The following is a 21,903-nucleotide window of genomic DNA, read 5'->3' on the forward strand; positions in this document are numbered from 1 at the left end:
CATCAGGCCTCCGCGGTGTCGAGGACTTCGAGCGAGGTCTGCAGCGCGCTTTCGGGCAGCCCGTTCTTCCACGGCACCTCGACGGGGTAGGGCTTCAGCAGGCAGTCGTCGGGCAGCATCTCGATGGGCGTGAAGTCCCGATGCGCGATGTACTCGGGCCGCTTGAAGCGCCGGATGTGGTTGCCGACGGCGCAGAGGCTCAGGTACACCGCCACGCGGTTGAACGGCGAGAGGTTGCTGCCCGAGGCATGCACCAGGCAGCTGTGGAACAGGATCATCGAACCGGCGGGCCCCTTGGGCGAGACGATGCCGCCGTTCTTTCCTCCGGCGCGGGCCACGAGTTGCGCGATCAGCTCGTTATCGACGGTCCAGAGGGGGTAGCTCGTCGTCGTGAGATCATGCTTCGCATCGACCACGCCCTTGCGGTGGCTGCCCGGGATGAACATCAACGGGCCGTTGTGCTCGTTCACGTCGTTCAGAAAAATCGCGACGTTCATTGCGCGCTCGGTGGGCATCAGGTCGTCGTTGAGCCAGGTGCCGTAGTCCTGGTGCCACTGCCACACGTCGCCTTCGAAAGCCATCTTGCCGTTGATCTTGAACTGGTGCATGTAGACCTCTTCGTCGAAGAGATCCATCACCGGCTCCACCATGCGCGGATGGCGTGCAAGGCGGGCAAAGGGCTCGCTGACCAGGTGCGCGGCAAAGTTCGTGCGCACCGCGTCGGAGCCCTTCTCGCGCACGTTGAAGGCTTCGCGCCGGCTGTAGAGCTCGGGCACGGCATCGGTCAGTGTCTTCGTCTCTTCGGGCGAAAAATGGCCGGGGAAGAACAGGTAGCCGTTTCGCTCGAACTGCGCGCGTTGCTCGGGGGTCAACTTCATGCCTTGTCTCCTTGGTGGGGGCGGGTGGATGCAGTACGCGCAAGTTGCTGCGCGAGCCGCCGGCTCAATGCCGCGCTGGCCCGGGCAACGTGCTCTTCGCTCAGGCGCGCCGCGCGTTCGGCGTTGCCTGCGGCGATGGCCGCAACGATGGCTTCATGCTCGTCCCAGAGCGTCTCGCGCTGCGGCTCGGCCTGCAGCACCGCACCCATGGCGCGGCGCAGGTGGCGCCAGTGCTGGTCGGCGCTCTGTCCGATCAGCGGATTGCCCGAGGCTTCGTAGATGGCCTGGTGAAAGGCCATGTCGGCATCGATCATGGCTTCGACGTTGCGCCCACGTGCCGCGCGGCGGCCACGCTCCATCAGCTTGGGGTCGATGCGAAATCGCTGCCCGGCCGCGAGCCGCGCGGCCAGCACGTCGAGCGCGCCGCGCACCTGATAGACCTTGCGCATCCACTCGGCATCGAGCGGCGCCACCAGCACGCCGCGGCCCGGCGCGTCGAGCACGAAGCCGTCTTTCTTGAGCAGGCGCAGCGCCTGCAGCACCGGCTGGCGCGACACCGAGAGGCGCTGTGCGATGTCTTCCTGCGTGATCCGCTCGCCCGGCGCCAGCGAGCCGCTGCTGATGGCGCCGAGCAGGGCACGATAGACCTGGTCGACCAGGTCGGGCGCGGTTTCGATGCTGACGAGCTGGGCTGGCATGGCGGCATTCTTTCTGAACTCTGTATACAGAATACAAAGACCGAGCTGCCGCGCATCCCGGGTTTTTACCCATCGGGCCTGCAAAAATACCTAAGCCGCCGCTAAGCTCGGCCCATGCAACTCCCTACCTACGACGACGTCATTGCCGCGGCCGCGCGGCTCGAAGGCCATGCCCACCGCACGCCCGTTCTGCGCTCGCAGACGGCCGACGAGCGCTGGGGCGCGAGGTTCTTCTTCAAGTGCGAGAACTTGCAGCGCATGGGTGCGTTCAAGTTCCGCGGTGCGTTCAATGCGTTGTCGAAGTTCGGCGCTGCGCAGCGCAAGGGCGGCGTGATCGCGTTCTCCTCGGGCAACCACGCGCAGGCCATTGCGCTGTCGGCGCGGCTTTTGTCGATGCCGGCCGTCATCGTCATGCCCAAGGACGCGCCCGCCGCCAAGGTCGCGGCCACGAAGGGCTATGGCGCCGAAGTGGTGATGTACGACCGCTTCACCGAAGACCGCGAAGCGCTGACGAAGCGGCTTGCGCAAGAGCGCGGCATGACGATGATTCCGCCCTACGACCATCCGGACGTGCTCACGGGCCAAGGCACCGCGGTGAAGGAACTGATCGAGGAGACCGGCCCGCTCGACCAATTGTTCGTGTGCCTGGGCGGCGGCGGGCTGCTGTCGGGTTCGGCGCTGTCGGCGCGCGCGCTGGCGCCCGATTGCAAGGTCTACGGTGTGGAGCCCGAAGCGGGCAACGACGGCCAGCAGTCGCTGCGCGCCGGAAAGATCGTGCACATCGAAACGCCCAAGACCATTGCCGACGGCGCGCAGACGCAGCATCTGGGCGAGTACACCTTCGGCATCATCCGGCGCGACGTGGACGACATCTTCACGGTGACGGACGCGCAGCTCGTCGAGGCGATGCGCTTCTTTGCCGAGCGCATGAAGATCGTGGTGGAGCCGACGGGCTGCCTCGCTTTCGCGGGTGCCATCGCGGCAGGCAAGGCCATTGCGGGCCGGCGCGTCGGCATCGTGGTGAGCGGCGGAAACGTGGACCTCGCGCGCTACGCCGCGCTGCTGGCCTAGCTCAGGCGCGAATTCCTTCGGCCGTGAGATGCAGCAGGCGGTCCGCACGGGCCGCTGCGCTCTCGGAGTGGGTCACCAGCACCAGCGAGGCACCGTGCTCGCGCGTCTGGCCGATCAGCAGTTCCATCACCTTTGCGGCGGTGCCGGGGTCGAGGTTGCCGGTGGGCTCGTCGGCCAGCAGCAGGGCGGGGCGGTGCACCAGCGCGCGCGCAATCGCCACGCGCTGCAGCTGGCCGCCCGAAAGCGTCTGCGGCAGGCGCGCGCCCATGCCGGGCAGGCCCCCCGCTTCGAGCATGTGTGCGACACGGCCATCGTCCTTCTGCCGGCCCAGCAGCATCAGCGGCAGCGACACGTTCTGCGCCACGTCGAGGTGCGGCAGCACGTGGAAGGCCTGGAACACAAAGCCCACGTGGCGCCGCCGCCAGAGCGCGCAGGCTTCGCCGTCGAGCGCGCCGATGTCGGTGCCCTCGTGCGTGACGGTGCCCGCGTCCCAGCTGTCGAGCCCGGCCATGCAATTGAGCAGCGTCGACTTGCCGACACCCGATTCGCCGACGATGGCGACGAATTCGCCGGGCTCGACGGTGAGCGTCACGTTTTCGAAAACGGGTACGTCGCCGTAGTGCTTGGCGAGCTGGGAAATGCGCAGCGTCATGCGGCGGTGGCAATGCGTTGAACGGCGGTCTGCACGGCGTTGGGCGCGTCGCAGGCGATGACGGTGCGAGTTGGCATGCTGCGCAGCCACGTGATCTGCCGCTTGGCAAGCTGGCGCGTGGCCGCGATGCCGCGTTCGCGCAGGTCGCTCATGGCCTTCGCGTCGGGCTCGGAACTGCCGCAGGCGTCGAGCATTTCCCAGGCCTGGCGATAGCCCACGCAGCGCATGGATGGAAGCTCTGTCGAGAGGTCGCCGCGTGCGCGCAGCGCCCTGACCTCGTCGAGGAAGCCGGCCGCCAGCATGGCGTCGAAGCGATCGGCGATGCGCGCATGCAGCCAGGCGCGGTCGCCGGGTTCGAGCGAGAAGAGCGCGCCCCCGGCCAGGCCTTTCGCAGCCTTGTTTTCCCCGGCATGAAAGCTCGACAAGGGCTGCCCGCTGCTCTCCCAGACTTCGAGCGCGCGCTGGATGCGCTGGCTGTCCTGCGGCGCAAGGCGTGCGGCCGTCGCGGGGTCGACCTTGGCGAGCCGCGCATGCATGGCGGGCCAGCCGAGCGTGGCGGCTTCGGCATCGATGCGGGCCCGCACCGCGGCGTCCGCGGCAGGCATGGCATCGATGCCGTCGAACAGGGCCTTGAAATAAAGCATGGTGCCGCCCACCAGCAGCGGCAAGGCGCCGCGGGCGCGGATCTCGTCGATCAGCCGTGTCGCATCGGCTACGAAAGCCGCCGCGCTGTAGCTTTCAGTGGGGTCGAGGATGTCGATCAGATGGTGCGGCACGGCCGCCTGTTCGGCCAGGGTCGGCTTGGCGGTGCCGATGTCCATGCCGCGATAGACGAGCGCGGAATCGACGCTGACGATCTCGACCGGCCGAACGCGCGCCACCGCCAGCGCTACCGCGGTCTTGCCGGAGGCGGTCGGCCCCGCGAGCGCTATGTATTTCAGTTTTTCAGGGCGCGCAGTGGCGGCAACGAAGGGCGGCATAAGCGCCCGAGGGTAACAACAAAAACGAAGCCGGGCCCTGCGTCAGATGGCCTGCGCACTGGCAGTGGCCTTGCTGCGCGCTTCCTGGGGCAGAACGGCCGAATCCGCGCGCTGCGACGGCGGCGACACGGGCACCGGTTGTGCGCCGCGCACCACGGGCGCGCTGCCTTCCGTTTGCCGCACAGCCAGGGTGGCCTCGGGCTTCATGCGGAACAGTTGCGAGAGCGCCGAGCGGTACTGGGCCTCTCCGACCGAATTGGTGTTGTGGTGCGAGCCGCCCTCGACCAGCACGAAAAGCTTGGGCACCGTGGCCGCGTTGTAGAGCTTGCGGCCCAGCGTGGGGTTGATGAGGCTGTCGGCGGTGCCATGCACCACCAGCAGCGGCGCGCCGATGTCCTTGACCCGGTTGATCGCCTCGAAGCGCTGGGTGATGAGAGGACCGAACGGCAGCCAGCCCCACTTGAAGCCGCTCACCACGTCGGCAATGGAGGTGAAGGTGCTTTCGACGATCGTGCCGCTCTCGTCGTTGACATGCGCGGCCAGGTCGATGCCGATCGCGCCACCCAGCGAATGGCCGAAGATGTAACGGTGCTGTCGCGGATGGCGGGCGGCAAGCCAGGTCCAGGCGGCGCGGGCGTCTTCGCGTGCCGATTCTTCGGACGGCAGCCCCTTGGAGCTCTTCCCGAACCCGCGGTAGTCGATGGCCAGCACCGAAAAGCCCAGTTCGTGCATGCGCTGGATGCGCGGTGCCGAGCCGGCCACGTTGTAGCGGGCACCGTGCAGGTACAGCATCACGGGCCGGTCGGTGGTTTCGGGCTCGCCGCCGAGCCAGAGGCCGTGAAGGCGCGCGGGTTCGCCGGTGATGGAGGACTGGAAGTCGATCCAGACGTCCTGCATGCCCTCTGTCATGGTGGCGGTATTGCCCCAGCTGCGGTCGCTGGGTTGAAAGATCCACTCGCGTTGCTGCTCATCGAACGTGGAGCAACCGGCCGCCAGAAGCGCGCACAGCGAAAGAACGGAGGCAAGCAGGGACCAGCGTTTCATGGGCTAGAGGGACAGCGAAGTCGGCAGAAAGTTCATACGCTTTCGACTGAAACGCGCCGACACTGCGCCCCAGCACCCCTCCCCAAGTGCTCAGGTGGCACTTTGTTCTACACATGCAACGCCCGTGCCCGTTTCGCGGATGACCGGCGAAAACTCCGGAAAAACCCTCAAAAACCTGCGATTTGTTATCTGCCGCGCATAAAAAGCGCATCCAGTTCGCGAATCGACAGCTGCCGCCAAGTGGGGCGGCCGTGGTTGCACTGGTCCGAGCGCTCGGTGGCTTCCATTTGACGTAACAGCGCGTTCATTTCGTCGATGGTGAGCTTGCGGTTGGCCCGCACCGCGCCGTGGCAGGCCATGGTCGAAAGCAATTCATTCTGCGCCCGCTGCACCACGCTGCTCGCGTCGTGCTGGGCCAGTTCGGCCAGCACGCTGCGCGCGAGCTCCACCGGATCGCCATCGGCCAGGGTGCCCGGCACCGCACGCACCGCAAGGGTGCGCGGCGAGAAGGGGGTGATTTCCAGCCCCAGCGTGGGCAGCACCGCGGCACAGGCCTCGGCGGTGGCCACTTCCTGTGGCGTGGCCGCGAATGTGGCCGGAATCAGCAGCGGCTGGCTGGTGATGGCGGCGCCGTCGAGCTGCGTCTTGAGCCGCTCGTAGACGATGCGCTCGTGGGCGGCGTGCATGTCGACCACGATCAGGCCCTGGCTGTTCTCGGCCAGGATATAGATGCCTTGCAGCTGCGCCAGCGCGCGCCCAAGCGGCCATGCCTCGTCGTTGGTGGCAAGGGCTTCAGGCGCCGAAGATTCTCCCGGCAACCCGGCCGGCGCGCGGAACGCCGTCGGCGGTGCGCCGGCAATGGGCCAGCCCGAAGCAGCGGGCTCGGGTGAGCGGAACGACTCGTCCGTCCGACGCGGCCACATGGCCTCGAAATCGCCGGCCCCGCGCTCCCTGGCCGTGAAATTGATGGCCGGCTGGGCCCAGGTGGCGCCCGAAGCCGGCAGGTTCGGCTTGAAAAAGGGTTGCTGCACACCCGCTGGCGCCACCGCGTCGCCCGCGCGCGGCGCGGCAAGGGCGTTCTCGATGGCGTGGCGCACCGCCTGGTGCACCTCGCGCCCGTCGCGAAAGCGCACCTCGATCTTGGTCGGGTGCACGTTCACGTCGACCCGCGACGGATCGATTTCGAGGTATAGCGCGTACACGGGCTGTCGCTGGCCATGCAGCACGTCTTCATAGGCGCTGCGCACCGCGTGCGAAAGCACCTTGTCGCGCACGAAACGGCCGTTGACGTAGAAGAACTGCTGGTCTCCGCGCGACCGCGCCGCGTCGGGAATGCCGGCACGCCCGACCACGCGCACCGGGCCGCCGACATGGTCGACCGCCACGCTCTGCGCCACGAAGTCGTCGCTGAGCGCATCGGCCAGCCGCTGCTCGCGCTGGTCGGCGGCACGCCACTGCTCCACCAGCTTGCCGTCGTGCCACACCGAAAAGCCGACCTCGGGCCGCGCCAGCGCATGGCGCCGCACGGCCTCGATGCAGTGGGCCAGTTCGGTGGCGTCGGTCTTCAGGAACTTGCGGCGCGCCGGCGTGGCGAAGAAAAGCTCGCGCACCTCGACCGTGGTGCCCACGGCGCGGGCCACCGGACGCAACTCGCCAGTGCGGCCGTCGAGCGCAAAAGCGCCATCCGCGCCCGCAAAGCGCGAAAGAATGCTGAGCTCGGCAATCGCATTGATCGCCGCGAGCGCCTCGCCGCGAAACCCCATGGTGCCCACGGTTTCGAGATCGTTCAGGCTGGCGATCTTGCTGGTGGCATGGCGGCGCAGCGCCACCGTGAGCTCTTCGCGCGGAATGCCCTGGCCGTCGTCCTCGACCGAGATCAGTCGCACACCACCTGAGGCCAGCCGCACCGTGACCTGCCGGGCACCTGCATCGAGTGCGTTGTCGAGCAACTCGCGCACCACCGATGCCGGCCGTTCGACCACTTCGCCGGCGGCGATCTGGCTGATCAGCTCGTCGGGAAGTTCACGGATCGGACGTCGCTCGAGAGAGGGAATGGAGGAGGGAAGGGCACTCACGCGAGCATTCTAGAAGCCCGACCGGATGTTTCGAGCTGTCATGCAGGGTCTCTGAATCCATTACGGCAGGCCATGCGGCACGCAGCACGGATAATCCGCCACCATGGAAATCATCAGCTTTCTCGTCGACTTCATCCTGCATGTCGACAAACACCTCGAGGCCTTCGTCATCGCCTATGGACCGTGGGTCTATGCGCTGCTCTTCCTGATCGTGTTCGTGGAGACGGGCGCGGTGGTGATGCCGTTCCTGCCCGGTGACTCGCTGCTTTTCATCGTGGGCGCGCTGTGCGGCGCGGGACTCATGAACTTTCCGTTGGCCTGCGCGGTTCTCATTGCCGCTGCCATCCTGGGCGACCAGTGCAACTACAGCATCGGCCGCTACTTCGGGCCCAAGGTCTTCAAGTGGGAGAACTCGCGCTTCTTCAACCGCAAAGCCTTCGATCAGGCGCACGCGTTCTACGAGCGTTACGGCGGCGTCACGATCATCCTTGCGCGCTTCATGCCCTTCATTCGCACCTTTGCGCCCTTCGTGGCGGGTGTGGCCGAAATGAGCCGCGCAAAGTTCACGATGTTCAACGTGGTCGGCGGGCTGATCTGGGTGCTTGGCATTGCAACGGCGGGCTACTTCTTCGGCAACCTGCCCTTCGTGCGCGAGCACCTCGACAAGATCATCTGGGCGCTGATCTTCGTGCCTGGCCTGATCGCCATCTTCGGCGCCTGGCGTGCGTCGCGCGCGGAAAAAGCCCGCGCGCAATTGCCGTCGAAAGCCTGACCGCAGCCCCAAAAAAAGCGCGCCGGCGATGGCGCGCTTCAACATTGGCAACGGTCAGTACGTCGGGCCGTTGCGCGGGTAGTAAGTGTTCGGCGGATAGGCCGGATAAGCGCGCTGGCTCTCGTAGTAGTTGCGTTCGTCCACACTGCGGCCCACCTGGTTGCCGATCACGCCGCCAATGGCTGCACCGCCCAGCGTACTGGCGGTGTTGCCCCCGATGGCGTGGCCCACTGCCGCGCCGCCGAGTGCGCCGACCCCGGTGCCCAGGTTCTGGTTGGGACCGGAAGCGCAACCCGCCACTGCCATGACCGTGGTAGCCGCCGCAGCGGCCATCCAGATTCGTGTCTTCATCATGTCGTCCACCTTTCTAGAGTGATGGAGTCATGATGGGCAAGAGGGGGCCGGCAGCGTTGTAGGAGCCTGCCGCGCCTGGGTGTGCGTTGCCACGGGCCGCCCGGCGTGGGACAGCAGGGCGGCGCAAGACAGTCAAAGCTGACGGCTGCGCGCCAGCGGCGGGTTCTGTGCAAAGTAGCGCTGGATGCCGCGCATCAGCGCGTCAGCAAGGCTCTCCTGGTAGCTGACGCTGCGCAGGTTCGCTTCTTCTTCGGGGTTGCTGATGAACGCCGTTTCGACCAGCACGCTCGGAATGTCGGGCGCCTTGAGCACGGCAAAACCGGCCTGCTCGACCTGGGGCTTGTGCAGCCGCGCGCCGATGCCGCGGATCTCGCCCAGCATGGCACCGCCGAGCTTGAGGCTGTCGTTGATCTGGGCCGTGGTGCTCATGTCGAGCAGCGCGCGCTGTACCTGCACTTCGTGGTTGCCGACATTCACGCCGCCCACCTTGTCGGCGTCGTTTTCCTTGTTGGCAAGCCAGCGCGCAGCACTGCTCGAGGCGCCGCTCTGGCTCAACGCAAACACGCTCGCGCCGCGGGCCGCGGGCGTGGTGAATGCATCGGCATGGATGCTCACGAACAGGTCAGCCTGTACGCGCCGCGCTTTTTGCACGCGCACGCCCAGCGGCACAAAAAAGTCCGCGTCACGTGTAAGAAACGCGCGCATCGGATTGCCGTTGACGCTGCTGGTGTTGATGCGGTCGCGCAGGCGGTGCGCAATTTGCAGCACGATGTCTTTTTCGCGCGTGCCGTTGGGGCCGATGGCGCCCGGATCTTCGCCGCCGTGGCCTGGATCGAGGGCCACGATGATGATGCGGTCGGTGCGGCTCGCGGTGGCGCCGTTGCGCGCAGCCGCGACGGGCGCAGCAGGGGCAATGGGCGCCGCGGGCGCCGTGGGCGCAATGGGCGGTGGTGGCGCGACAAGGCCGGGCCGCGTCGACTGCTGCGCCATCAGTTCGCCCAGCGGATCGGGTGCGGGCGCGGCCGCCGCGGCCGGTGGCCTGGCGGGAGGCGCAGCAGCGCCGGGCACAGGGCGCGGCGCGGGCACGTTGGGCGAAGGCCGCACGAGAACCGGCGGCCCGCCATCGGGCGCGAGGCCCGAAGACGGCGCGGCGGGCGGCGGCACCGAGGGCGCGCTGGCCACGGCGGTGTCGTTGCCGCCGCTGCTGCTGCGCGGCGCCTCGCGCAGGCGCTCGGTGATCAGCGCTTCCATCGGGTCGATGGCTTTTTCGGGGTAGAGGTCGAGCACCAGCCGGTGCTTGTACGCGGCAATCGGCGCCAGCGAGAACACCTGCGGCACCACGGCCTGCTTCAGGTCGAAGACGATGCGCACCACCTTCGGCGCGTTCTGCCCGACGCGCAGGCCGTTGATGTACGGATCGCCGGGCTTGATCTTGCCGACCAGTTCGCGCAGTTCGGGGTTCAGGTCGATGCCTTCGATGTCCACCGCCAGCCGGGGCGGGCTGCCCACCACGAGCTGCTGCGAATGGAGGCGCGCATCGGACTCGATGGTCACGCGCGTGTAATCGGCCGCGGGCCATACGCGCACGGCGAGGATGGTGGCGCCGCGCGCGATCTGGTGCACGCCGAGCATCAGCGCAATGCTGCCGCCTTGCAGCAGCACGCGCCGCTTGAGTCCGCTCGCCTTCATGCGCCGATGCGCGCCAGCAGATCGCTGCCGCGCGGGGTGTTGGCCAGGAGGGTCACGCTGCGTGTGTCGTCGGTCATTGCTTCTATTTTAATAGCGAGGTCGGCAATTGGTGTGCGGCCCGCGGCGTTTTCCGGCCATTCGGCGAGCTTGAGCCCCGGTCCGGCAAAAATGTCGCGAAAACCGGCGTCGTCCCATTCGCGGGGATCGTTGAAACGGTAGAAGTCGAAATGGAAGATGGCGAGCCCGTCGGGTGCCTCGTGCGGTTCGACCACCGCATAGGTCGGGCTCTTGATGCGGCCCTCGATGCCGAGCGCGCGCAGCAGGTGGCGCACGAAGGTGGTCTTGCCGGCGCCGAGGTCGCCATGCAGCGCAATGAAGGCATCGCGCAATGCGGGCGAGGCGGCGAGGGCGCGTGCGAAGGCGGCGGTGTCGTCCTCGCTGCGCCAGTGCAGCGTGCGGCCGGCGTTCTTCGGAATTTCTACAATCGGCAAGTGATCGTCAGCCATCCACTCGTTGCTCGTATTCAGGCATTGGCCCGGGAACTCGGATTCTCCCAAATCGGAATCGCGGGCGTCGATCTATCGAGCGCCGAGGAAGGTCTGATGCAATGGCTGGCCCATGGGTTCCATGGCGAGATGAAATACATGGAAACGCACGGCACGCGCCGCGCGAGGCCCGCCGAGCTGGTGCCGGGCACGGTGAGCGTCATCACGGCGCGCATGGACTACCTGCCGCAGGGCACGCCGCTGGACGATTGGCAGGCCGTGGAGTTCGAACGCCTCACGCGGCCCGGGGAGGCCATCGTCTCGGTCTATGCGCGCGGCCGCGACTATCACAAGGTGCTGCGCGCGCGCTTGGCCAAGCTGGCCGAGCGCATCGCCGCGGAGGTGGGCCCGTTCGGCCATCGCGCCTTCACCGATTCGGCCCCGGTGCTCGAAGCCGAGCTCGCGTCGCGCAGCGGCCAGGGCTGGCGCGGCAAGCACACGCTGGTGCTGGACCGCAGCGCGGGCTCGATGTTCTTCCTCGGCGAGATCTATGTCGACATGGCGCTGCCCGAGAGCGAGCCGGTCACCGCGCATTGCGGCAGCTGCAGCGCCTGCATCGACGTGTGCCCTACGAAGGCCATCATTGCGCCGTATCGGCTCGATGCGCGGCGCTGCATCTCCTACCTCACCATCGAGCACGGCGGACCCATTCCGCTGGAGCTTCGGCCATTGATGGGCAACCGCATCTATGGTTGCGACGATTGCCAGCTGATCTGCCCCTGGAACAAGTTCGCGAAGAAAAGCGCGCTGCCCGACTTCGACGCACGCGAAGGGTTGACCGGCCAGGCGCTGGCTTCGCTCTTCGCCTGGAGCGAAGAAGATTTCTTGCGCTTCACCGAGGGCAGTCCCATCCGGCGCATCGGGCACGAACGCTGGCTGCGCAACATTGCCGTGGCACTTGGCAACGCGCTGCGCGCCGGCGAGAGCGGCGCCGCGGAGGCCTTGGCCGCGCGGGCCTCTCACCCCAGCGAACTGGTGCGCGAGCACGTGGCGTGGGCCCTGGCGCAGCGACCCGCGCCGGCTAGCGCGGCAACGCCAGCGCAAACGGCAGGCTCGCCATCCCCAGCAACGTAGACAGGGTCACGAGACCCGCCACGTACGGCCCGTTGTAGCCCATGCGCGCTGCCAGCACATAGGCGCTCGAGGCCGTGGGCACGGCGGAAAACGCCATCAGCACGGAAGCCTGCGTGGCGTCCAGGCGCAGCGCAAGGGAGAGGCCCCAGGCGACCAGCGGCAAGAACAGATGCCGTATGGCAAGCACCGAAACCGCCAGCACCTTGCCGCGCCCCAGGGTTGCGAACTGCATGCCCGCCCCCGCCGCCAGCAGGCCGAGCGCGAGCGATGCGGCGCCGATGCGCGTGAGCGTCGGCGTGGCCCAGTTCGGAATGGTGAAGCCCAGCACGTTCGCGAGCAGCCCGGCCAGCGTGGCGACGATCAGCGGGTTGCGCACCAGTTGCCGCGTAAAACCGGTCTGGGCGTGCCGCGCCATCGGCCAGACGGCCGCGATGTTGAACATCGGCACGCATACGCCGATCAGCACCGCGATCAGCAACAGGCCTTGCGGGCCGGCCAGCCGTTCGGCGAGCGCAAGGCAGATGAAGGAGTTGAAGCGAAACGCGATCTGCGTGCTTGCCGCGTGATCGCGGCGGTCGATGTGCGTGCGCAGGCCTGGAACGAAGGGCAGCGCATAGGCCAGCGCAATGCCGCAGATGCCGATGCCCACGCCCGCGGTGAGCAGGCTCGAGGTGGCGCCAAAATCGAGCGGGCTGCGCACGATCGAATGGAACAGCAATACCGGGAATAGAAAGTAGTACACCAGGCTTTCGACCTGGTCCCACACGCGGCGGTCGAGCGCGGTGTAGCGGCAAAGCAGCCAACCGATGGCAATGAGAGAAAAGTCCGGGAAGAGCAGCTGGGCGAAGTTCACCGCTTCGAGCATAAACCGTGGCGAACCATGGGTAATCCACAGCACGGGCGCAGTGCGAAGCCGCTAGCATCCGGGGCTTTGCTTTTTCGACATAGTCAATCAAGGAGTTATCGATGCAACGTCGTCAATGGGGCGCCATGGTAGGTGCCGCCGCGCTGGTCGCGGTCGCTGGCCAGAGCTTCGCGCAGGGCTATCCCAACAAGCCGGTCGAACTGAGCGTGCCCTTTGCACCGGGCGGCACGACCGACATCGTGGCGCGCGTCATCTCCGACCCCCTGGGCAAGGTGCTGGGCCAGCCGGTGGTGGTGATCAACCGCGCGGGCGGCGGCGGCATCGTCGGTGCGGCCGAAACGGCGCGCGCCACGCCCGACGGCTACAAGCTCGGTGTGGCCACGGTCTCGAGCACGGCGGCCAACCCGGCCATCAACCCGAAGGTGCCGTACGACCCGATCAACGACTTCACGCCGATCATCAACATCGCGGCCACGCCGAACATCATTGCGGTGAACCCGAGCTTCCCGGCCAAGAACTACGCGGAGTTCGTGGCCGAGCTCAAGAAGAACCCCGGCAAGTATTCGTATGCCTCGTCCGGCACAGGCGGCATCGGCCACCTGCTGATGGAGCTCTACAAGAGCCTCACCAACACTTTCGTCACGCACATTCCCTACCGCGGCGCGGGCCCCGCGCTCAACGACGTCGTAGCGGGCCAGGTGCCGATCATGTTCGACAACATTCCGTCGGCCATGCCGTTCATCCAGAGCGGCCGCCTGGTTCCCATCGTGGTGTCGGCGCCGCAGCGCCTTGCCGCGCTGCCCAATGTGCCGACCTTCAAGGAAGTGGGGCTCGAGCCGGTCAATCGCATGGCCTACTACGGCATCCTCGGTCCCAAGGGCCTGCCGAAGGAAGTGGTCGACAAGATCAATGCCGGCGTGAAGAAGTCCGTGGAAGACCCGGCCGTGAAGAAGCGCATCGAAGACACCGGTTCGCTGATCGTGGCCAACACGCCCGAGCAGTTTGCCGCGCAGATCAAGGCCGAGTACGAGGTCTACAAGCAGGTGGTGGCCAAGCAGAAGCTAAAGCTCGACTGATCCGCTTTCTTCTGACCAAGGCCGTCCGCACACGGGCGGCCTTTTTCTTTGGTGATTTCATTTTTGCTATCTTGCAGGCATGACCGAGGCCGCTGCCGTACAAACTCCTGAAATCGACGACTTCATCGACGCCCTCTGGCTCGAAGATGGACTGTCGAAGAACACGCTGGCCGCCTACCGGCGCGACCTGGCGCTGTTCGCGCAGTGGCTGCGCAAGGAGCGCGGCGGCGCGGTGCTCGATGCCGCGAAGGAGAACGACCTGCAGGCCTACATGGGCGTGCGCCTTTCCACCAAAGGCAAGGCCACCTCGGCCAATCGGCGGCTCACCGTGTTCAAGCGCTATTACCGCTGGGCGCTGCGCGAGCGGCGCATCGCGGCCGATCCGAGCCTGCGGCTCGCGCCGGCGCGGCAGATGCCGCGCGCCATCAAGACCTTGTCCGAAAAGCAGGTCGACGACCTGCTGGCCGCGCCCGACGTCGAGACGCCGCTGGGGCTGCGTGATCGCGCCATGCTCGAGCTGATGTATGCGAGCGGGCTGCGCGTGAGCGAGCTGGTTGCGCTCAAGGCCATCGACATGAGCCTGAACGACGGCGTCCTGCGCGTGCTGGGCAAGGGCAACAAGGAGCGCCTCGTGCCTTTCGGCGGCGAGGCGCGCCGCTGGATCGAGCGCTATCTGGAGGAGTCGCGGCCCGTCATTCTCGATGCGCAGCAGACGCCCGACCTGTTCGTGACCGCGCGCGGTGCGGGCATGACGCGCGTGATGTTCTGGATCATCGTGAAGAAGCAGGCCGCCGCGGCCGGCATTCACGTGCCGCTGTCGCCGCACACCTTGCGGCATGCATTCGCCACCCATTTGCTGAACCATGGCGCCGACCTGCGCGCGGTGCAGCTGCTGCTGGGGCACGCGGATATTTCGACGACGACCATCTACACCCACGTGGCGCGCGAGCGGCTCAAACAGCTGCACGCCAAGCACCACCCGCGCGGCTGAGGGCGCCACGCGAAATGGCCCGCTCGGTAACGCTGCCGCAGCCACTGCGCATCGGTTGCGCGGGCTGGAGCCTGCCGCGCGCCTCGTGGCCCGGGTTTCCTGCCGAGGGTTCGCATCTCGCGCGCTATGCGCAGCGCTTCGACGCGGTGGAAATCGACAGTTCTTTCTACAGCCCGCACCGGCGCGAAACCTATGAGCGCTGGGCCGCCAGCACGCCCGAGGGCTTTCGCTTTTCGGTCAAGCTGCCGCAATCCATCACGCACGAGAGCCGACTGGTCGAGGCGATGCCGGCCTTCGAGGCGTTCCTCGCGCAGGTTGGCGGGCTGGGCGGCAAGCTCGGCTGCCTCGTGGTGCAACTGCCGCCCAGCCTGTCTTTCGACGCCGTCGTTGCCAAGCGATTCCTGGCGGCGCTGCGCAGAAGGCACCAAGGTGCGGTGGCGCTCGAACCGCGGCATCGCAGCTGGTTCGTGCCGCAGGCGGAGGCCTTGCTCTCGCAGTTTCGCATCGCCCGCGTGCTGGCCGACCCGGTCCTCTTCGATGAGGCTGCAGCCCCGGGCGGATGGACCGGGCTGGCGTACCTGCGCCTGCACGGTTCGCCGCGCCGCTATTGGTCGGCCTATGACGATGCACTGCTGCAGCGGCTTGCCGTGCGCTTGCGGCAGGCCCGGGACGAGGAGGGCGCTGCCTGTTGGTGCATCTTCGACAACACGGCCAGCGGTGCGGCCGTGGGCAACGCGCTGACGCTGTCGCGCATTGCTTCAGAATCGGCGTTTCCCGCAGCGGAACATCCGTGAACTTCTTCAGGCTCGACATGCATTTCTCCTTCAGGCCCACGTGGCTCCTTGCCGGTGCGGCATCGCTTTGCGCGGCAGCGGCCGGTGCACAGGCTCAAGCCGTTCCCAAGACCATTCGCCTCATCGTCGCGTACCCCGCCGGAGGTGTCAGCGATGTGGTCGCGCGTGCGCTCGGCGACAAGCTCGCCACCCAGTTGGGAACCACCGTGGTGGTGGAAAACCGTGCCGGCGCCAGCGGGGCCATCGGCATGGACGCGGTCGCCAAGGCCGCGCCCGATGGCGCAACGCTCGGCTTCTCGGCCATCAGCCCGCTGGTGCTCAGCCCACACCTCGGCAAGCTGCCCTTCGATCCGCTGAAGGACGTGGCACCGGTCGCCAGCGTGATGTATTCGCCGGTGCTGCTGATTGCCACGCCGGCCAGCAAGGCGAAAGACTTCCGCGCACTGCTGGCCGATGCCAAGGCGCAGCCGGGAGCGGTGCGCTGGGCCACGTCCGGTCCCGCATCCCTCGGGCACATCGTGCTCGAACAGGTCCGTTCGGCGGCGGGCGTGGACATCACGCACGTGCCGTACAAGGGCGGCGGCCAGCAGCTCAACGATGCGCTCGGCGGGCAGTTCGAAATCCTCTCTAGCAATGCGAGCCCCACGCTCACTTCGCACATCCAGTCGGGCAAGCTGCGCCCGCTCGCGGTAGGTGCACCCGCGCGACTCGAAAGCCTGCCGCAGGTGCCCACGTTGGGCGAGCTGGGCTACAACGCGGCCAACATCAACTCGCTGTTCGGCGTCTTCGCGCCCGCGGCGACGCCACCCGCGCTGATTGCAAAGTACAACGCCGAAATCAACAAGGCGCTGGCCAGCCCCGAGCTGCGCGCCAAGCTCACCGCCACCGACAACGTGCCAACCGGCGGAACCCCCGCAGCCTTCGCCAAGGAGATCGCCTCGGAGTTCGAGAGCAATGGACGCATCGTCAAGGCCGCGAATATCAAGGCCGATTGACCCTGCCACCTGGCGCGCTGAAAGTTCGAGAATGCGCACAGGCACTACAAGGAACTCCCATGGTGGCACTCCCTGACGACACCGGCGCGAAGCGCGCGCTGTACCTGGAAGACCTGTCGGTCGGCGATCGTTTCCAGAGCGGCGAACATGCGCTGGACGTGAAGCAGATCAAGGCCTTTGCGCTCCAGTTCGATCCGCAGCCTTTCCACATCGACGAAAAGGCCGCGAAGACCACTTTCTTCGGCGGCCTTGCGGCAAGCGGCTGGCACACCGCGGCGCTGACGATGAAGCTGATGGTGGAAAGCGGCATTCCGCTGGCCGAGGGCATCATCGGCTCGGGCGGCGAACTGCAATGGCCCAAGCCCACGCGGCCCGGCGATGTGCTGCACGTGGTGAGCGAGGTGCTCGAGATCGTGCCCTCGCGCTCCAAGCCCGGCCGCGCGATGGTGACGATGCGATGCCGCACGCTCAACCAGCTCGGCGAGGTGGTCCAGTACTTCACGCCCAAGCTGGTGGTGCACGCCCGGCCCGCGTAGGCCTTCCGTTCAGTCCTTGCTGCCGGCCGAGAGCGCGCGCAGTTCCCCGGCGCTGAAACCCGCCCGTCCGCGTGCTTCGAGGTTGAAGGGCGGCTTCAGGCGCGGGGCCTCGTAGCGCGCCACGAGTTCGGGATAGGCCGTCTCGGGATCGCGGCCCTCGCGTTCGCAGAGCCAGCGGTACCAGCGGTTGCCGATGGCCACGTGGCCCACTTCGTCGCGCAGGATGATGTCCAGGATCTCGACCGCGCGCAGCGCATCGGGCGTGTTGACACGCTTCAGCTTGGCCTGGATCAGCGGCGTGGCGTCGAGCCCGCGCGCCTCGAGGGTGCGCGGCACCAGCGCCATGCGCGCGAGCACGTCGTCCTTCGTTTTCTCGCACATGCTCCAGAGCCCGTCGTGGCCGGGGAAGTCGCCGTAGCGCCAGCCCATGCCCTGCAGGTGCGCATGCAGCAGCGTGAAGTGCTGCGCCTCTTCATCGGCCACGCGAAGCCAGTCGCGGTAGTAGGCCTCGGGCATGCTGTCGTAGCGCCAGACCGCGTCGAGCGCCAGGTTGATGGCGTTGAACTCGATGTGGCAGATCGAATGGATCAACGCGGCGCGGCCTTCGGGCGTGAACGGCGAGCGCTTCTGCACGGCGGTGGCGGCCACGCGCAGCGGCCGTTCGGGCCGGCCCGGCACGCCGATGTCATCGCCCACGGCGCGCAGGGGTTCAGTTGCTATGAAATCGGTAGCTGCCGATGCAGCAGTGGCGCGTGTCGCGGCCACCTTGGCCTCAGGGTCGGTCAGTCGCAGCGCGGCCAGCGCGCTCAATCGGGGGTGCATCCCTACAATTCTAGTTTTTGCCCCCGGAGACTCCACGATGGCCCTCTATGAACTCGACGGCGTTGCGCCGCAACTCGGCACCGGCGCATGGGTCGCCGACAGCGCGGAAGTGATCGGCAACGTGCAGCTGGGCGACAACGCGAGCATCTGGTTCGGCGCGGTGCTGCGCGGCGACAACGAGACGATGACCATCGGACGCAACAGCAACGTGCAGGACATGTCGATGCTGCATTCGGACCCCGGCAGCCCGCTCACCATCGGAGAGAACGTCACCATCGGCCACCAGGTGATGCTGCATGGCTGCACTATCGGCGACAACTCGCTGATCGGCATCCAGGCCGTGGTCTTGAATAACGCGAAGATCGGCCGCAATTCGATTGTCGGTGCCGGCAGCGTCGTGACGGAGGGCAAGGAGTTTCCCGACAATTCCCTGATCTTCGGCTCGCCCGCCAAGGTGATGCGCACGATCAGCGACGAAGATGCCGCCCGTTTGCGCCACGGCTCGGAGCACTACGTCAACAACGCCGTTCGCTATGCGAAGGGCCTCAAGAAGATTGCCTGACACCGCGCAGGCCCAACAGAAAGAAGAATCCGTTTTGAGCGAGCTGCACAAATTCCTGTTTGATGGCCTGCCGGTGCGCGGCATGATCGTGCGCCTGACAGATGCGTGGCAGGAAATCCTGGCGCGGCGCGCCTCCAACACCGCCACCGGCGCCTATGCGCCGCCCGTGGCCGAGCTGCTCGGCGAGATGACCGCCGCGGCCACGCTGATGCAGGCCAACATCAAGTTCAACGGCGCGTTGATCCTGCAGATCTTCGGCGACGGCCCGGTCAAGGTGGCCGTGGCCGAGGCCAAGCCCGACCTGAGCCTGCGCGCCACCGCCAAGGTGATCGGCGACCTGCCGGCCGATGCGCGCCTGCCCGAGATGGTCAACGAGAGCAACAAGGGCCGCTGCGCGATCACCCTCGACCCCAAGGACAAATTGCCGGGCACGACGCCTTACCAGGGCGTGGTGCCGCTCTTCGACGACGAGGGCGAGAAGCTCGGCAAGCTCAGCGACGTGCTGCAGCACTACATGCTTCAGAGCGAGCAACTCGACACCACGCTGGTGCTCGCGGCCGACGACAAGGTGGCGGCCGGCCTGCTCATCCAGCGCCTGCCGGTGAAGGGCGAGGGCAACCTCGAAGGCCAGTCCGGCACCGCCGACAAGGACCACGACCAGGCCAACCAGGACCAGATCGGCCTGAACGAGGACTACAACCGCATCTCGATCCTCGCCTCGAGCCTGACGCGCGACGAGCTGCTCACGCTCGACATCGAGACCATTCTTCGCCGCCTGTTCTGGGAAGAAAAGTTGCTGCGTTTCGAACCCCAGGCGGGCCTGCTCGGACCGCATTTCGCGTGCACCTGCGGCCGCGACCGCGTGGCGCAGATGATCCGGGGACTCGGCGTGGAGGAGGCCGAGGAGATCCTCGCCGAGCGCGGCGACATCGAGGTGGGCTGCGACTTCTGCGGCAAGCAGTACCGCTTCGACGCGGTCGATACGGCGCAGCTCTTCAAGCCGCCGGGCGACCAGGTTCCGGGCAGCTCCGTCGTCCAGTAGCAGCAGCGCCCTCCGCGCAGCCGGCAGCCTCGATCAGCGCGGCACCTTGTCGTCGAAGTCGCCGAACACGATGTCGGGTGCGCTGGTGTTGTGGCGCGAAGGCAGGCTGCGTCCGAAGCGCAGGTGCGTGCCGCTCAGTGTCTTCAGCTCTGGCAGGGACAGCACCTGCTCCGCCGCATCGGGCGACTCCTGCCACCGCACCTCGCTCACGTCGGCGTTGTCGGGCGTCACGTACATCGAGCGCAGCACCGCGAAAGGCCGGGCATTCGCCGTCGGCGACGAGAGCCGCACGTCGAGCGCGGTGCGTGTGCGGCTGATCTCGGACACCTTGGCCACCGCACTGCCACCCCCGACGAAGCGCAGGTGAATGGCCAGGGGCTTGGGCACGATGCGGATCGACGCGATGTCGACCACCGGCCGGCTGCCCTGTTCGACCGGCCCGAGCAGGAACGAAGAGCCGTACACCCCGTCGCCGAAGCGTTCTTCCGGCAGCGGCTTGATGCGCCAGTAGCCGTCGGCCGGATAGAGCACCAGCGCTTCCAGCGCCTTGCCTTCTTCCTTGCGGAAGATCTGCAGCATGTGAAAGCCACGGTCCGTGCGCGCGCCCACGCGCACCGGCACCTGCTGCGGCCGCCAGAAGCTCGGCAAGGTCATGCCGACGATGCGCCACTGCAGGTCGTCGAGCAGCACCACGCGGCGCGGCTTGAACTTGTGCGCGGGATCGGTGGGGTGCGCACCGCCGTCGAAGTTGCAGTTCGAGAAGTCGGGTGCGGTGGTGTCGTTGCCGATGCTGTCCAGATAGGGCGGTGGCAGCGCCTCGATGCGCATGCGCCGGATGCCGGCGCCGTGCAGCACCAGCGAGACGTTGTCTTCTTCGGCGCAGGCCGTGGGCGTGGTGGCGTTCTCCACCGTGGCGGCGACGGGCGCGGCCGTGGCGGCGCCGGCTGCCATGAGCAGTGCGGCAAGCAAGAGGCCGGCGCAGCGAGCGGGATGAGAGAAACGAAGCGGGGACATCAGATCTCCGAACTGGGTATTGGCGGGTTGTCGCGGCGTCCGATCAGGTCGCTGAAGAGCCGATGTTCGCATTCCGGGTCGGAGCACTTCTCGCAAGGCCATGACCAGGTGGCCGGCTTCGAATCGAGGCGGCCTCGCGCGCGGGGCCGGCCTTCGCTGCCGGCAATGGAGTTGATGGCGTTCCACGCACTGGAGAGCCTTTCGCTGCCGGTGCCGTGCACCACCGCGAAAGAAAGCCTTGCACCCGCCAGCGCCGCGCGTACCAGCGCATCGGTGGGTTCGCGCGCATGGTCGCCATCGCGCAATGCGTCGGCAACCCATGGAATGTCGAGCGCGGTCAGCAGGGTGATGGCATAGCGCGCCTGCGCCGCCAGTGCGTCGGCATGGAGCGAGGTGTCGCCGAACAGCTGCTCGCTGTAGACCGCGGTCATGAGGGCCGTGGTATCGGCCACCACCACCCCCGAGGCGGCCGCGGCTTCGATGCGGCGGGTCTGCTCTTGGGCAATGGACCGCTGCTCGTCGGGGCGGGGCGTGCGGCCTTCGCGGTCGCACCACTCGCGCAGGTATTCGCCCACCATCGTGGTGGCAATGCCGCGCTCTTGCAGGCGCTGCGTGAGCGCGCGGGCGAGTTCGGTCTTGCCGGTGCTCTCGGCACCGAGCAGTGCAATGATGCATCCGGCCGGCAGCATGGGAGTCATGCGCGCGCGGCCTCGGGCATGCGCGTGCGCCATGCAAGAAAACCCGCGATGCTGAGCACCGCAAACACGGCGTAGAGGCCGACCGTGAGCCACAGGCCCTTGTGGATGAACAGGCCCACGCTCACGATGTTCACCGCCAGCCACACGAGCCAGTTCTCGATGAATTTGCGGCCGAGCAGGAACTGGCCGACGAGGCTGAGCCCGGTCGAGAATCCGTCCCACCAGGGCACGTCGGTGTCGGTAAAGCGGCGCAGGAAGAGGGCGACGGCGGGCCATGCCACTGCGCAGGCCACCAGCGAAAACGCGATGCCGCGCGGCGACAGCCGGCTGACCCGCAATGCGCTGCCGTCGGCGCGATGGCCCCGCAGCCACTGAAACCAGCCCCAGAACGCGACGATCGCGAAGAACACCTGGAGCGAGGCATCGCCATAGATGCGCGCCTGCGCAAACACGGCCACGTAGAGCAGCGAGCTGACGATCGCGAGCGGCCAGCCCCAATGGACTTCGCGCATGTTGCAGCCGACCATCGCAAGCGCCAGCACGGCGGCCACGAGTTCGAGCCAACTGACCGGTGAGCCCCAGAGCGCGAAGGCGGGGGCCGAGAAGAACTCGGGCATCAGCGCGCCAGCGGTCGGCCCCGTGCAAACGCACCGAGCGCCGCCGGGCCGCCCCAAGG

Annotated in this window: 24 protein-coding genes; 10 read left to right on the forward strand and 14 right to left on the reverse strand. The window is 67.2% G+C overall.

Translation table 11 applies throughout. From position 1 onward, the window contains the following. Positions 1-2: 2 nt before the first annotated feature. A complete protein-coding gene (locus ACAM55_RS07795; RefSeq protein WP_369655459.1) occupies positions 3-878 on the reverse strand; it encodes a phytanoyl-CoA dioxygenase family protein in 876 nt (291 codons plus the stop codon). Further along, entirely contained in the window at positions 875-1,576 is a 702-nt protein-coding gene (locus ACAM55_RS07800) for a GntR family transcriptional regulator (RefSeq protein ID WP_369655460.1), read from the reverse strand. The genes ACAM55_RS07795 and ACAM55_RS07800 overlap by 4 nt, the downstream gene beginning before the upstream one ends. Positions 1,577-1,690: 114 nt before the next feature. Between ACAM55_RS07800 and ACAM55_RS07805 the strand changes: the two genes are divergently transcribed. After that, complete coding sequence (locus ACAM55_RS07805) at positions 1,691-2,647, forward strand: threo-3-hydroxy-L-aspartate ammonia-lyase (RefSeq protein ID WP_369655461.1); 957 nt, start codon at positions 1,691-1,693, stop codon at positions 2,645-2,647. A gap of 1 nt (position 2,648) precedes the next feature. Here the strand turns inward: ACAM55_RS07805 and ACAM55_RS07810 are convergent, their stop codons facing one another. The 4 genes from ACAM55_RS07810 to mutL all read right to left on the reverse strand — a co-directional run bounded on the left by ACAM55_RS07810 (position 2,649) and on the right by mutL (position 7,398). Continuing rightward, positions 2,649-3,299, reverse strand: coding sequence for an ABC transporter ATP-binding protein (locus ACAM55_RS07810; RefSeq protein ID WP_369655462.1), 651 nt, complete (start codon positions 3,297-3,299; stop codon positions 2,649-2,651). After that, positions 3,296-4,279: a tRNA (adenosine(37)-N6)-dimethylallyltransferase MiaA gene (miaA, locus tag ACAM55_RS07815; RefSeq protein ID WP_369655463.1), complete on the reverse strand. Its 984-nt coding sequence runs from the start codon at positions 4,277-4,279 to the stop codon at positions 3,296-3,298. The genes ACAM55_RS07810 and miaA overlap by 4 nt, the downstream gene beginning before the upstream one ends. A gap of 42 nt (positions 4,280-4,321) precedes the next feature. After that, complete coding sequence (locus ACAM55_RS07820; protein ID WP_369655464.1) at positions 4,322-5,323, reverse strand: alpha/beta hydrolase; 1,002 nt, start codon at positions 5,321-5,323, stop codon at positions 4,322-4,324. 185 nt (positions 5,324-5,508) lie between these two features. Then, positions 5,509-7,398: a DNA mismatch repair endonuclease MutL gene (gene mutL, locus ACAM55_RS07825; protein ID WP_369655465.1), complete on the reverse strand. Its 1,890-nt coding sequence runs from the start codon at positions 7,396-7,398 to the stop codon at positions 5,509-5,511. Between the two features lie 103 nt (positions 7,399-7,501). On the opposite strand from mutL, the gene ACAM55_RS07830 reads away from it, so the two are divergent. Next, positions 7,502-8,170 carry a DedA family protein gene (locus tag ACAM55_RS07830; protein WP_369655466.1) on the forward strand — a complete coding sequence of 223 codons (669 nt, stop codon included), beginning with the start codon at positions 7,502-7,504 and terminating at the stop codon, positions 8,168-8,170. A 54-nt stretch (positions 8,171-8,224) separates the two neighbouring features. Here ACAM55_RS07830 and ACAM55_RS07835 read toward each other — a convergent pair whose 3' ends face one another. The 3 genes from ACAM55_RS07835 to tsaE all read right to left on the reverse strand — a co-directional run bounded on the left by ACAM55_RS07835 (position 8,225) and on the right by tsaE (position 10,719). After that, positions 8,225-8,524, reverse strand: coding sequence for a glycine zipper domain-containing protein (locus tag ACAM55_RS07835; RefSeq protein ID WP_369655467.1), 300 nt, complete (start codon positions 8,522-8,524; stop codon positions 8,225-8,227). Between the two features lie 132 nt (positions 8,525-8,656). Further along, positions 8,657-10,213, reverse strand: coding sequence for an N-acetylmuramoyl-L-alanine amidase (locus tag ACAM55_RS07840; protein ID WP_369655468.1), 1,557 nt, complete (start codon positions 10,211-10,213; stop codon positions 8,657-8,659). Continuing rightward, the gene (gene tsaE, locus ACAM55_RS07845) at positions 10,210-10,719 is read right to left on the reverse strand and encodes a tRNA (adenosine(37)-N6)-threonylcarbamoyltransferase complex ATPase subunit type 1 TsaE (protein WP_369655469.1); all 510 of its coding nucleotides are present in this window, start codon (positions 10,717-10,719) and stop codon (positions 10,210-10,212) included. The genes ACAM55_RS07840 and tsaE overlap by 4 nt, the downstream gene beginning before the upstream one ends. Between tsaE and queG the strand changes: the two genes are divergently transcribed. After that, a complete protein-coding gene (queG, locus tag ACAM55_RS07850) occupies positions 10,705-11,832 on the forward strand; it encodes a tRNA epoxyqueuosine(34) reductase QueG (protein WP_369655470.1) in 1,128 nt (375 codons plus the stop codon). The genes tsaE and queG overlap by 15 nt on opposite strands. Here queG and ACAM55_RS07855 read toward each other — a convergent pair. Next, positions 11,780-12,697: an AEC family transporter gene (locus tag ACAM55_RS07855; protein WP_369655471.1), complete on the reverse strand. Its 918-nt coding sequence runs from the start codon at positions 12,695-12,697 to the stop codon at positions 11,780-11,782. The genes queG and ACAM55_RS07855 overlap by 53 nt on opposite strands. A gap of 101 nt (positions 12,698-12,798) precedes the next feature. On the opposite strand from ACAM55_RS07855, the gene ACAM55_RS07860 reads away from it, so the two are divergent. The 5 genes from ACAM55_RS07860 (at position 12,799) to ACAM55_RS07880 (ending at position 17,089) form a co-directional block, all read left to right on the forward strand. Further along, complete coding sequence (locus ACAM55_RS07860; RefSeq protein WP_369655472.1) at positions 12,799-13,773, forward strand: tripartite tricarboxylate transporter substrate binding protein BugE; 975 nt, start codon at positions 12,799-12,801, stop codon at positions 13,771-13,773. A 79-nt stretch (positions 13,774-13,852) separates the two neighbouring features. Next, positions 13,853-14,764, forward strand: coding sequence for a site-specific tyrosine recombinase XerD (xerD, locus tag ACAM55_RS07865; protein WP_369655473.1), 912 nt, complete (start codon positions 13,853-13,855; stop codon positions 14,762-14,764). Between the two features lie 14 nt (positions 14,765-14,778). Beyond that, positions 14,779-15,558, forward strand: coding sequence for a DUF72 domain-containing protein (locus ACAM55_RS07870; protein WP_369655474.1), 780 nt, complete (start codon positions 14,779-14,781; stop codon positions 15,556-15,558). A gap of 17 nt (positions 15,559-15,575) precedes the next feature. Continuing rightward, positions 15,576-16,553, forward strand: coding sequence for a Bug family tripartite tricarboxylate transporter substrate binding protein (locus tag ACAM55_RS07875; RefSeq protein ID WP_369656353.1), 978 nt, complete (start codon positions 15,576-15,578; stop codon positions 16,551-16,553). Between the two features lie 59 nt (positions 16,554-16,612). Further along, entirely contained in the window at positions 16,613-17,089 is a 477-nt protein-coding gene (locus ACAM55_RS07880) for a MaoC family dehydratase (protein ID WP_369655475.1), read from the forward strand. 9 nt (positions 17,090-17,098) lie between these two features. Here ACAM55_RS07880 and ACAM55_RS07885 read toward each other — a convergent pair whose 3' ends face one another. Next, the gene (locus ACAM55_RS07885) at positions 17,099-17,911 is read right to left on the reverse strand and encodes a ferritin-like domain-containing protein (RefSeq protein ID WP_369655476.1); all 813 of its coding nucleotides are present in this window, start codon (positions 17,909-17,911) and stop codon (positions 17,099-17,101) included. Between the two features lie 37 nt (positions 17,912-17,948). Here ACAM55_RS07885 and ACAM55_RS07890 point away from each other — a divergent pair, with 37 nt between their 5' ends. Beyond that, on the forward strand, positions 17,949-18,473 hold the full coding sequence (locus tag ACAM55_RS07890) for a gamma carbonic anhydrase family protein (protein ID WP_369655477.1): 525 nt from the start codon (positions 17,949-17,951) through the stop codon (positions 18,471-18,473). Positions 18,474-18,507: 34 nt separating this feature from the next. Then, positions 18,508-19,515, forward strand: a complete 1,008-nt coding sequence (locus ACAM55_RS07895) for an Hsp33 family molecular chaperone HslO (RefSeq protein ID WP_369655478.1) — start codon at positions 18,508-18,510, stop codon at positions 19,513-19,515. Positions 19,516-19,548: 33 nt separating this feature from the next. Here the strand turns inward: ACAM55_RS07895 and ACAM55_RS07900 are convergent, their stop codons facing one another. Genes ACAM55_RS07900 through pnuC form a run of 3 tightly spaced genes read right to left on the reverse strand, consistent with a single transcriptional unit; the run spans position 19,549 to position 21,844 of the window. Further along, positions 19,549-20,529, reverse strand: coding sequence for a hypothetical protein (locus tag ACAM55_RS07900; protein WP_369655479.1), 981 nt, complete (start codon positions 20,527-20,529; stop codon positions 19,549-19,551). Continuing rightward, a complete protein-coding gene (locus ACAM55_RS07905; RefSeq protein ID WP_369655480.1) occupies positions 20,529-21,227 on the reverse strand; it encodes an AAA family ATPase in 699 nt (232 codons plus the stop codon). Before ACAM55_RS07905 ends, ACAM55_RS07900 begins: the two co-directional genes overlap by 1 nt. After that, the gene (gene pnuC / locus ACAM55_RS07910) at positions 21,224-21,844 is read right to left on the reverse strand and encodes a nicotinamide riboside transporter PnuC (protein WP_369655481.1); all 621 of its coding nucleotides are present in this window, start codon (positions 21,842-21,844) and stop codon (positions 21,224-21,226) included. Before pnuC ends, ACAM55_RS07905 begins: the two co-directional genes overlap by 4 nt. Between the last annotated feature and the right edge of the window lie 59 nt (positions 21,845-21,903).

This window comes from Variovorax sp. V213 (assembly GCF_041154455.1).
Classification (GTDB): Bacteria; Pseudomonadota; Gammaproteobacteria; order Burkholderiales; family Burkholderiaceae_C; genus Variovorax.

Bases quoted from the DNA above. Each gene is read 5' to 3' on its own strand.
- ACAM55_RS07795 (WP_369655459.1), bottom strand. From the start codon at position 878: ATGAAGTTGACCCCCGAGCAACGCGCGCAGTTCGAGCGAAACGGCTAC.
- ACAM55_RS07800 (WP_369655460.1), bottom strand. From the start codon at position 1,576: ATGCCAGCCCAGCTCGTCAGCATCGAAACCGCGCCCGACCTGGTCGAC.
- ACAM55_RS07805 (WP_369655461.1), top strand. From the start codon at position 1,691: ATGCAACTCCCTACCTACGACGACGTCATTGCCGCGGCCGCGCGGCTC.
- ACAM55_RS07810 (WP_369655462.1), bottom strand. From the start codon at position 3,299: ATGACGCTGCGCATTTCCCAGCTCGCCAAGCACTACGGCGACGTACCC.
- miaA (WP_369655463.1), bottom strand. From the start codon at position 4,279: ATGCCGCCCTTCGTTGCCGCCACTGCGCGCCCTGAAAAACTGAAATAC.
- ACAM55_RS07820 (WP_369655464.1), bottom strand. From the start codon at position 5,323: ATGAAACGCTGGTCCCTGCTTGCCTCCGTTCTTTCGCTGTGCGCGCTT.
- ACAM55_RS07830 (WP_369655466.1), top strand. From the start codon at position 7,502: ATGGAAATCATCAGCTTTCTCGTCGACTTCATCCTGCATGTCGACAAA.
- ACAM55_RS07835 (WP_369655467.1), bottom strand. From the start codon at position 8,524: ATGATGAAGACACGAATCTGGATGGCCGCTGCGGCGGCTACCACGGTC.
- ACAM55_RS07840 (WP_369655468.1), bottom strand. From the start codon at position 10,213: ATGAAGGCGAGCGGACTCAAGCGGCGCGTGCTGCTGCAAGGCGGCAGC.
- tsaE (WP_369655469.1), bottom strand. From the start codon at position 10,719: ATGGCTGACGATCACTTGCCGATTGTAGAAATTCCGAAGAACGCCGGC.
- ACAM55_RS07855 (WP_369655471.1), bottom strand. From the start codon at position 12,697: ATGCTCGAAGCGGTGAACTTCGCCCAGCTGCTCTTCCCGGACTTTTCT.
- ACAM55_RS07860 (WP_369655472.1), top strand. From the start codon at position 12,799: ATGCAACGTCGTCAATGGGGCGCCATGGTAGGTGCCGCCGCGCTGGTC.
- xerD (WP_369655473.1), top strand. From the start codon at position 13,853: ATGACCGAGGCCGCTGCCGTACAAACTCCTGAAATCGACGACTTCATC.
- ACAM55_RS07870 (WP_369655474.1), top strand. From the start codon at position 14,779: ATGGCCCGCTCGGTAACGCTGCCGCAGCCACTGCGCATCGGTTGCGCG.
- ACAM55_RS07875 (WP_369656353.1), top strand. From the start codon at position 15,576: ATGCATTTCTCCTTCAGGCCCACGTGGCTCCTTGCCGGTGCGGCATCG.
- ACAM55_RS07880 (WP_369655475.1), top strand. From the start codon at position 16,613: ATGGTGGCACTCCCTGACGACACCGGCGCGAAGCGCGCGCTGTACCTG.
- ACAM55_RS07885 (WP_369655476.1), bottom strand. From the start codon at position 17,911: ATGCACCCCCGATTGAGCGCGCTGGCCGCGCTGCGACTGACCGACCCT.
- ACAM55_RS07890 (WP_369655477.1), top strand. From the start codon at position 17,949: ATGGCCCTCTATGAACTCGACGGCGTTGCGCCGCAACTCGGCACCGGC.
- ACAM55_RS07900 (WP_369655479.1), bottom strand. From the start codon at position 20,529: ATGTCCCCGCTTCGTTTCTCTCATCCCGCTCGCTGCGCCGGCCTCTTG.
- ACAM55_RS07905 (WP_369655480.1), bottom strand. From the start codon at position 21,227: ATGACTCCCATGCTGCCGGCCGGATGCATCATTGCACTGCTCGGTGCC.
- pnuC (WP_369655481.1), bottom strand. From the start codon at position 21,844: ATGCCCGAGTTCTTCTCGGCCCCCGCCTTCGCGCTCTGGGGCTCACCG.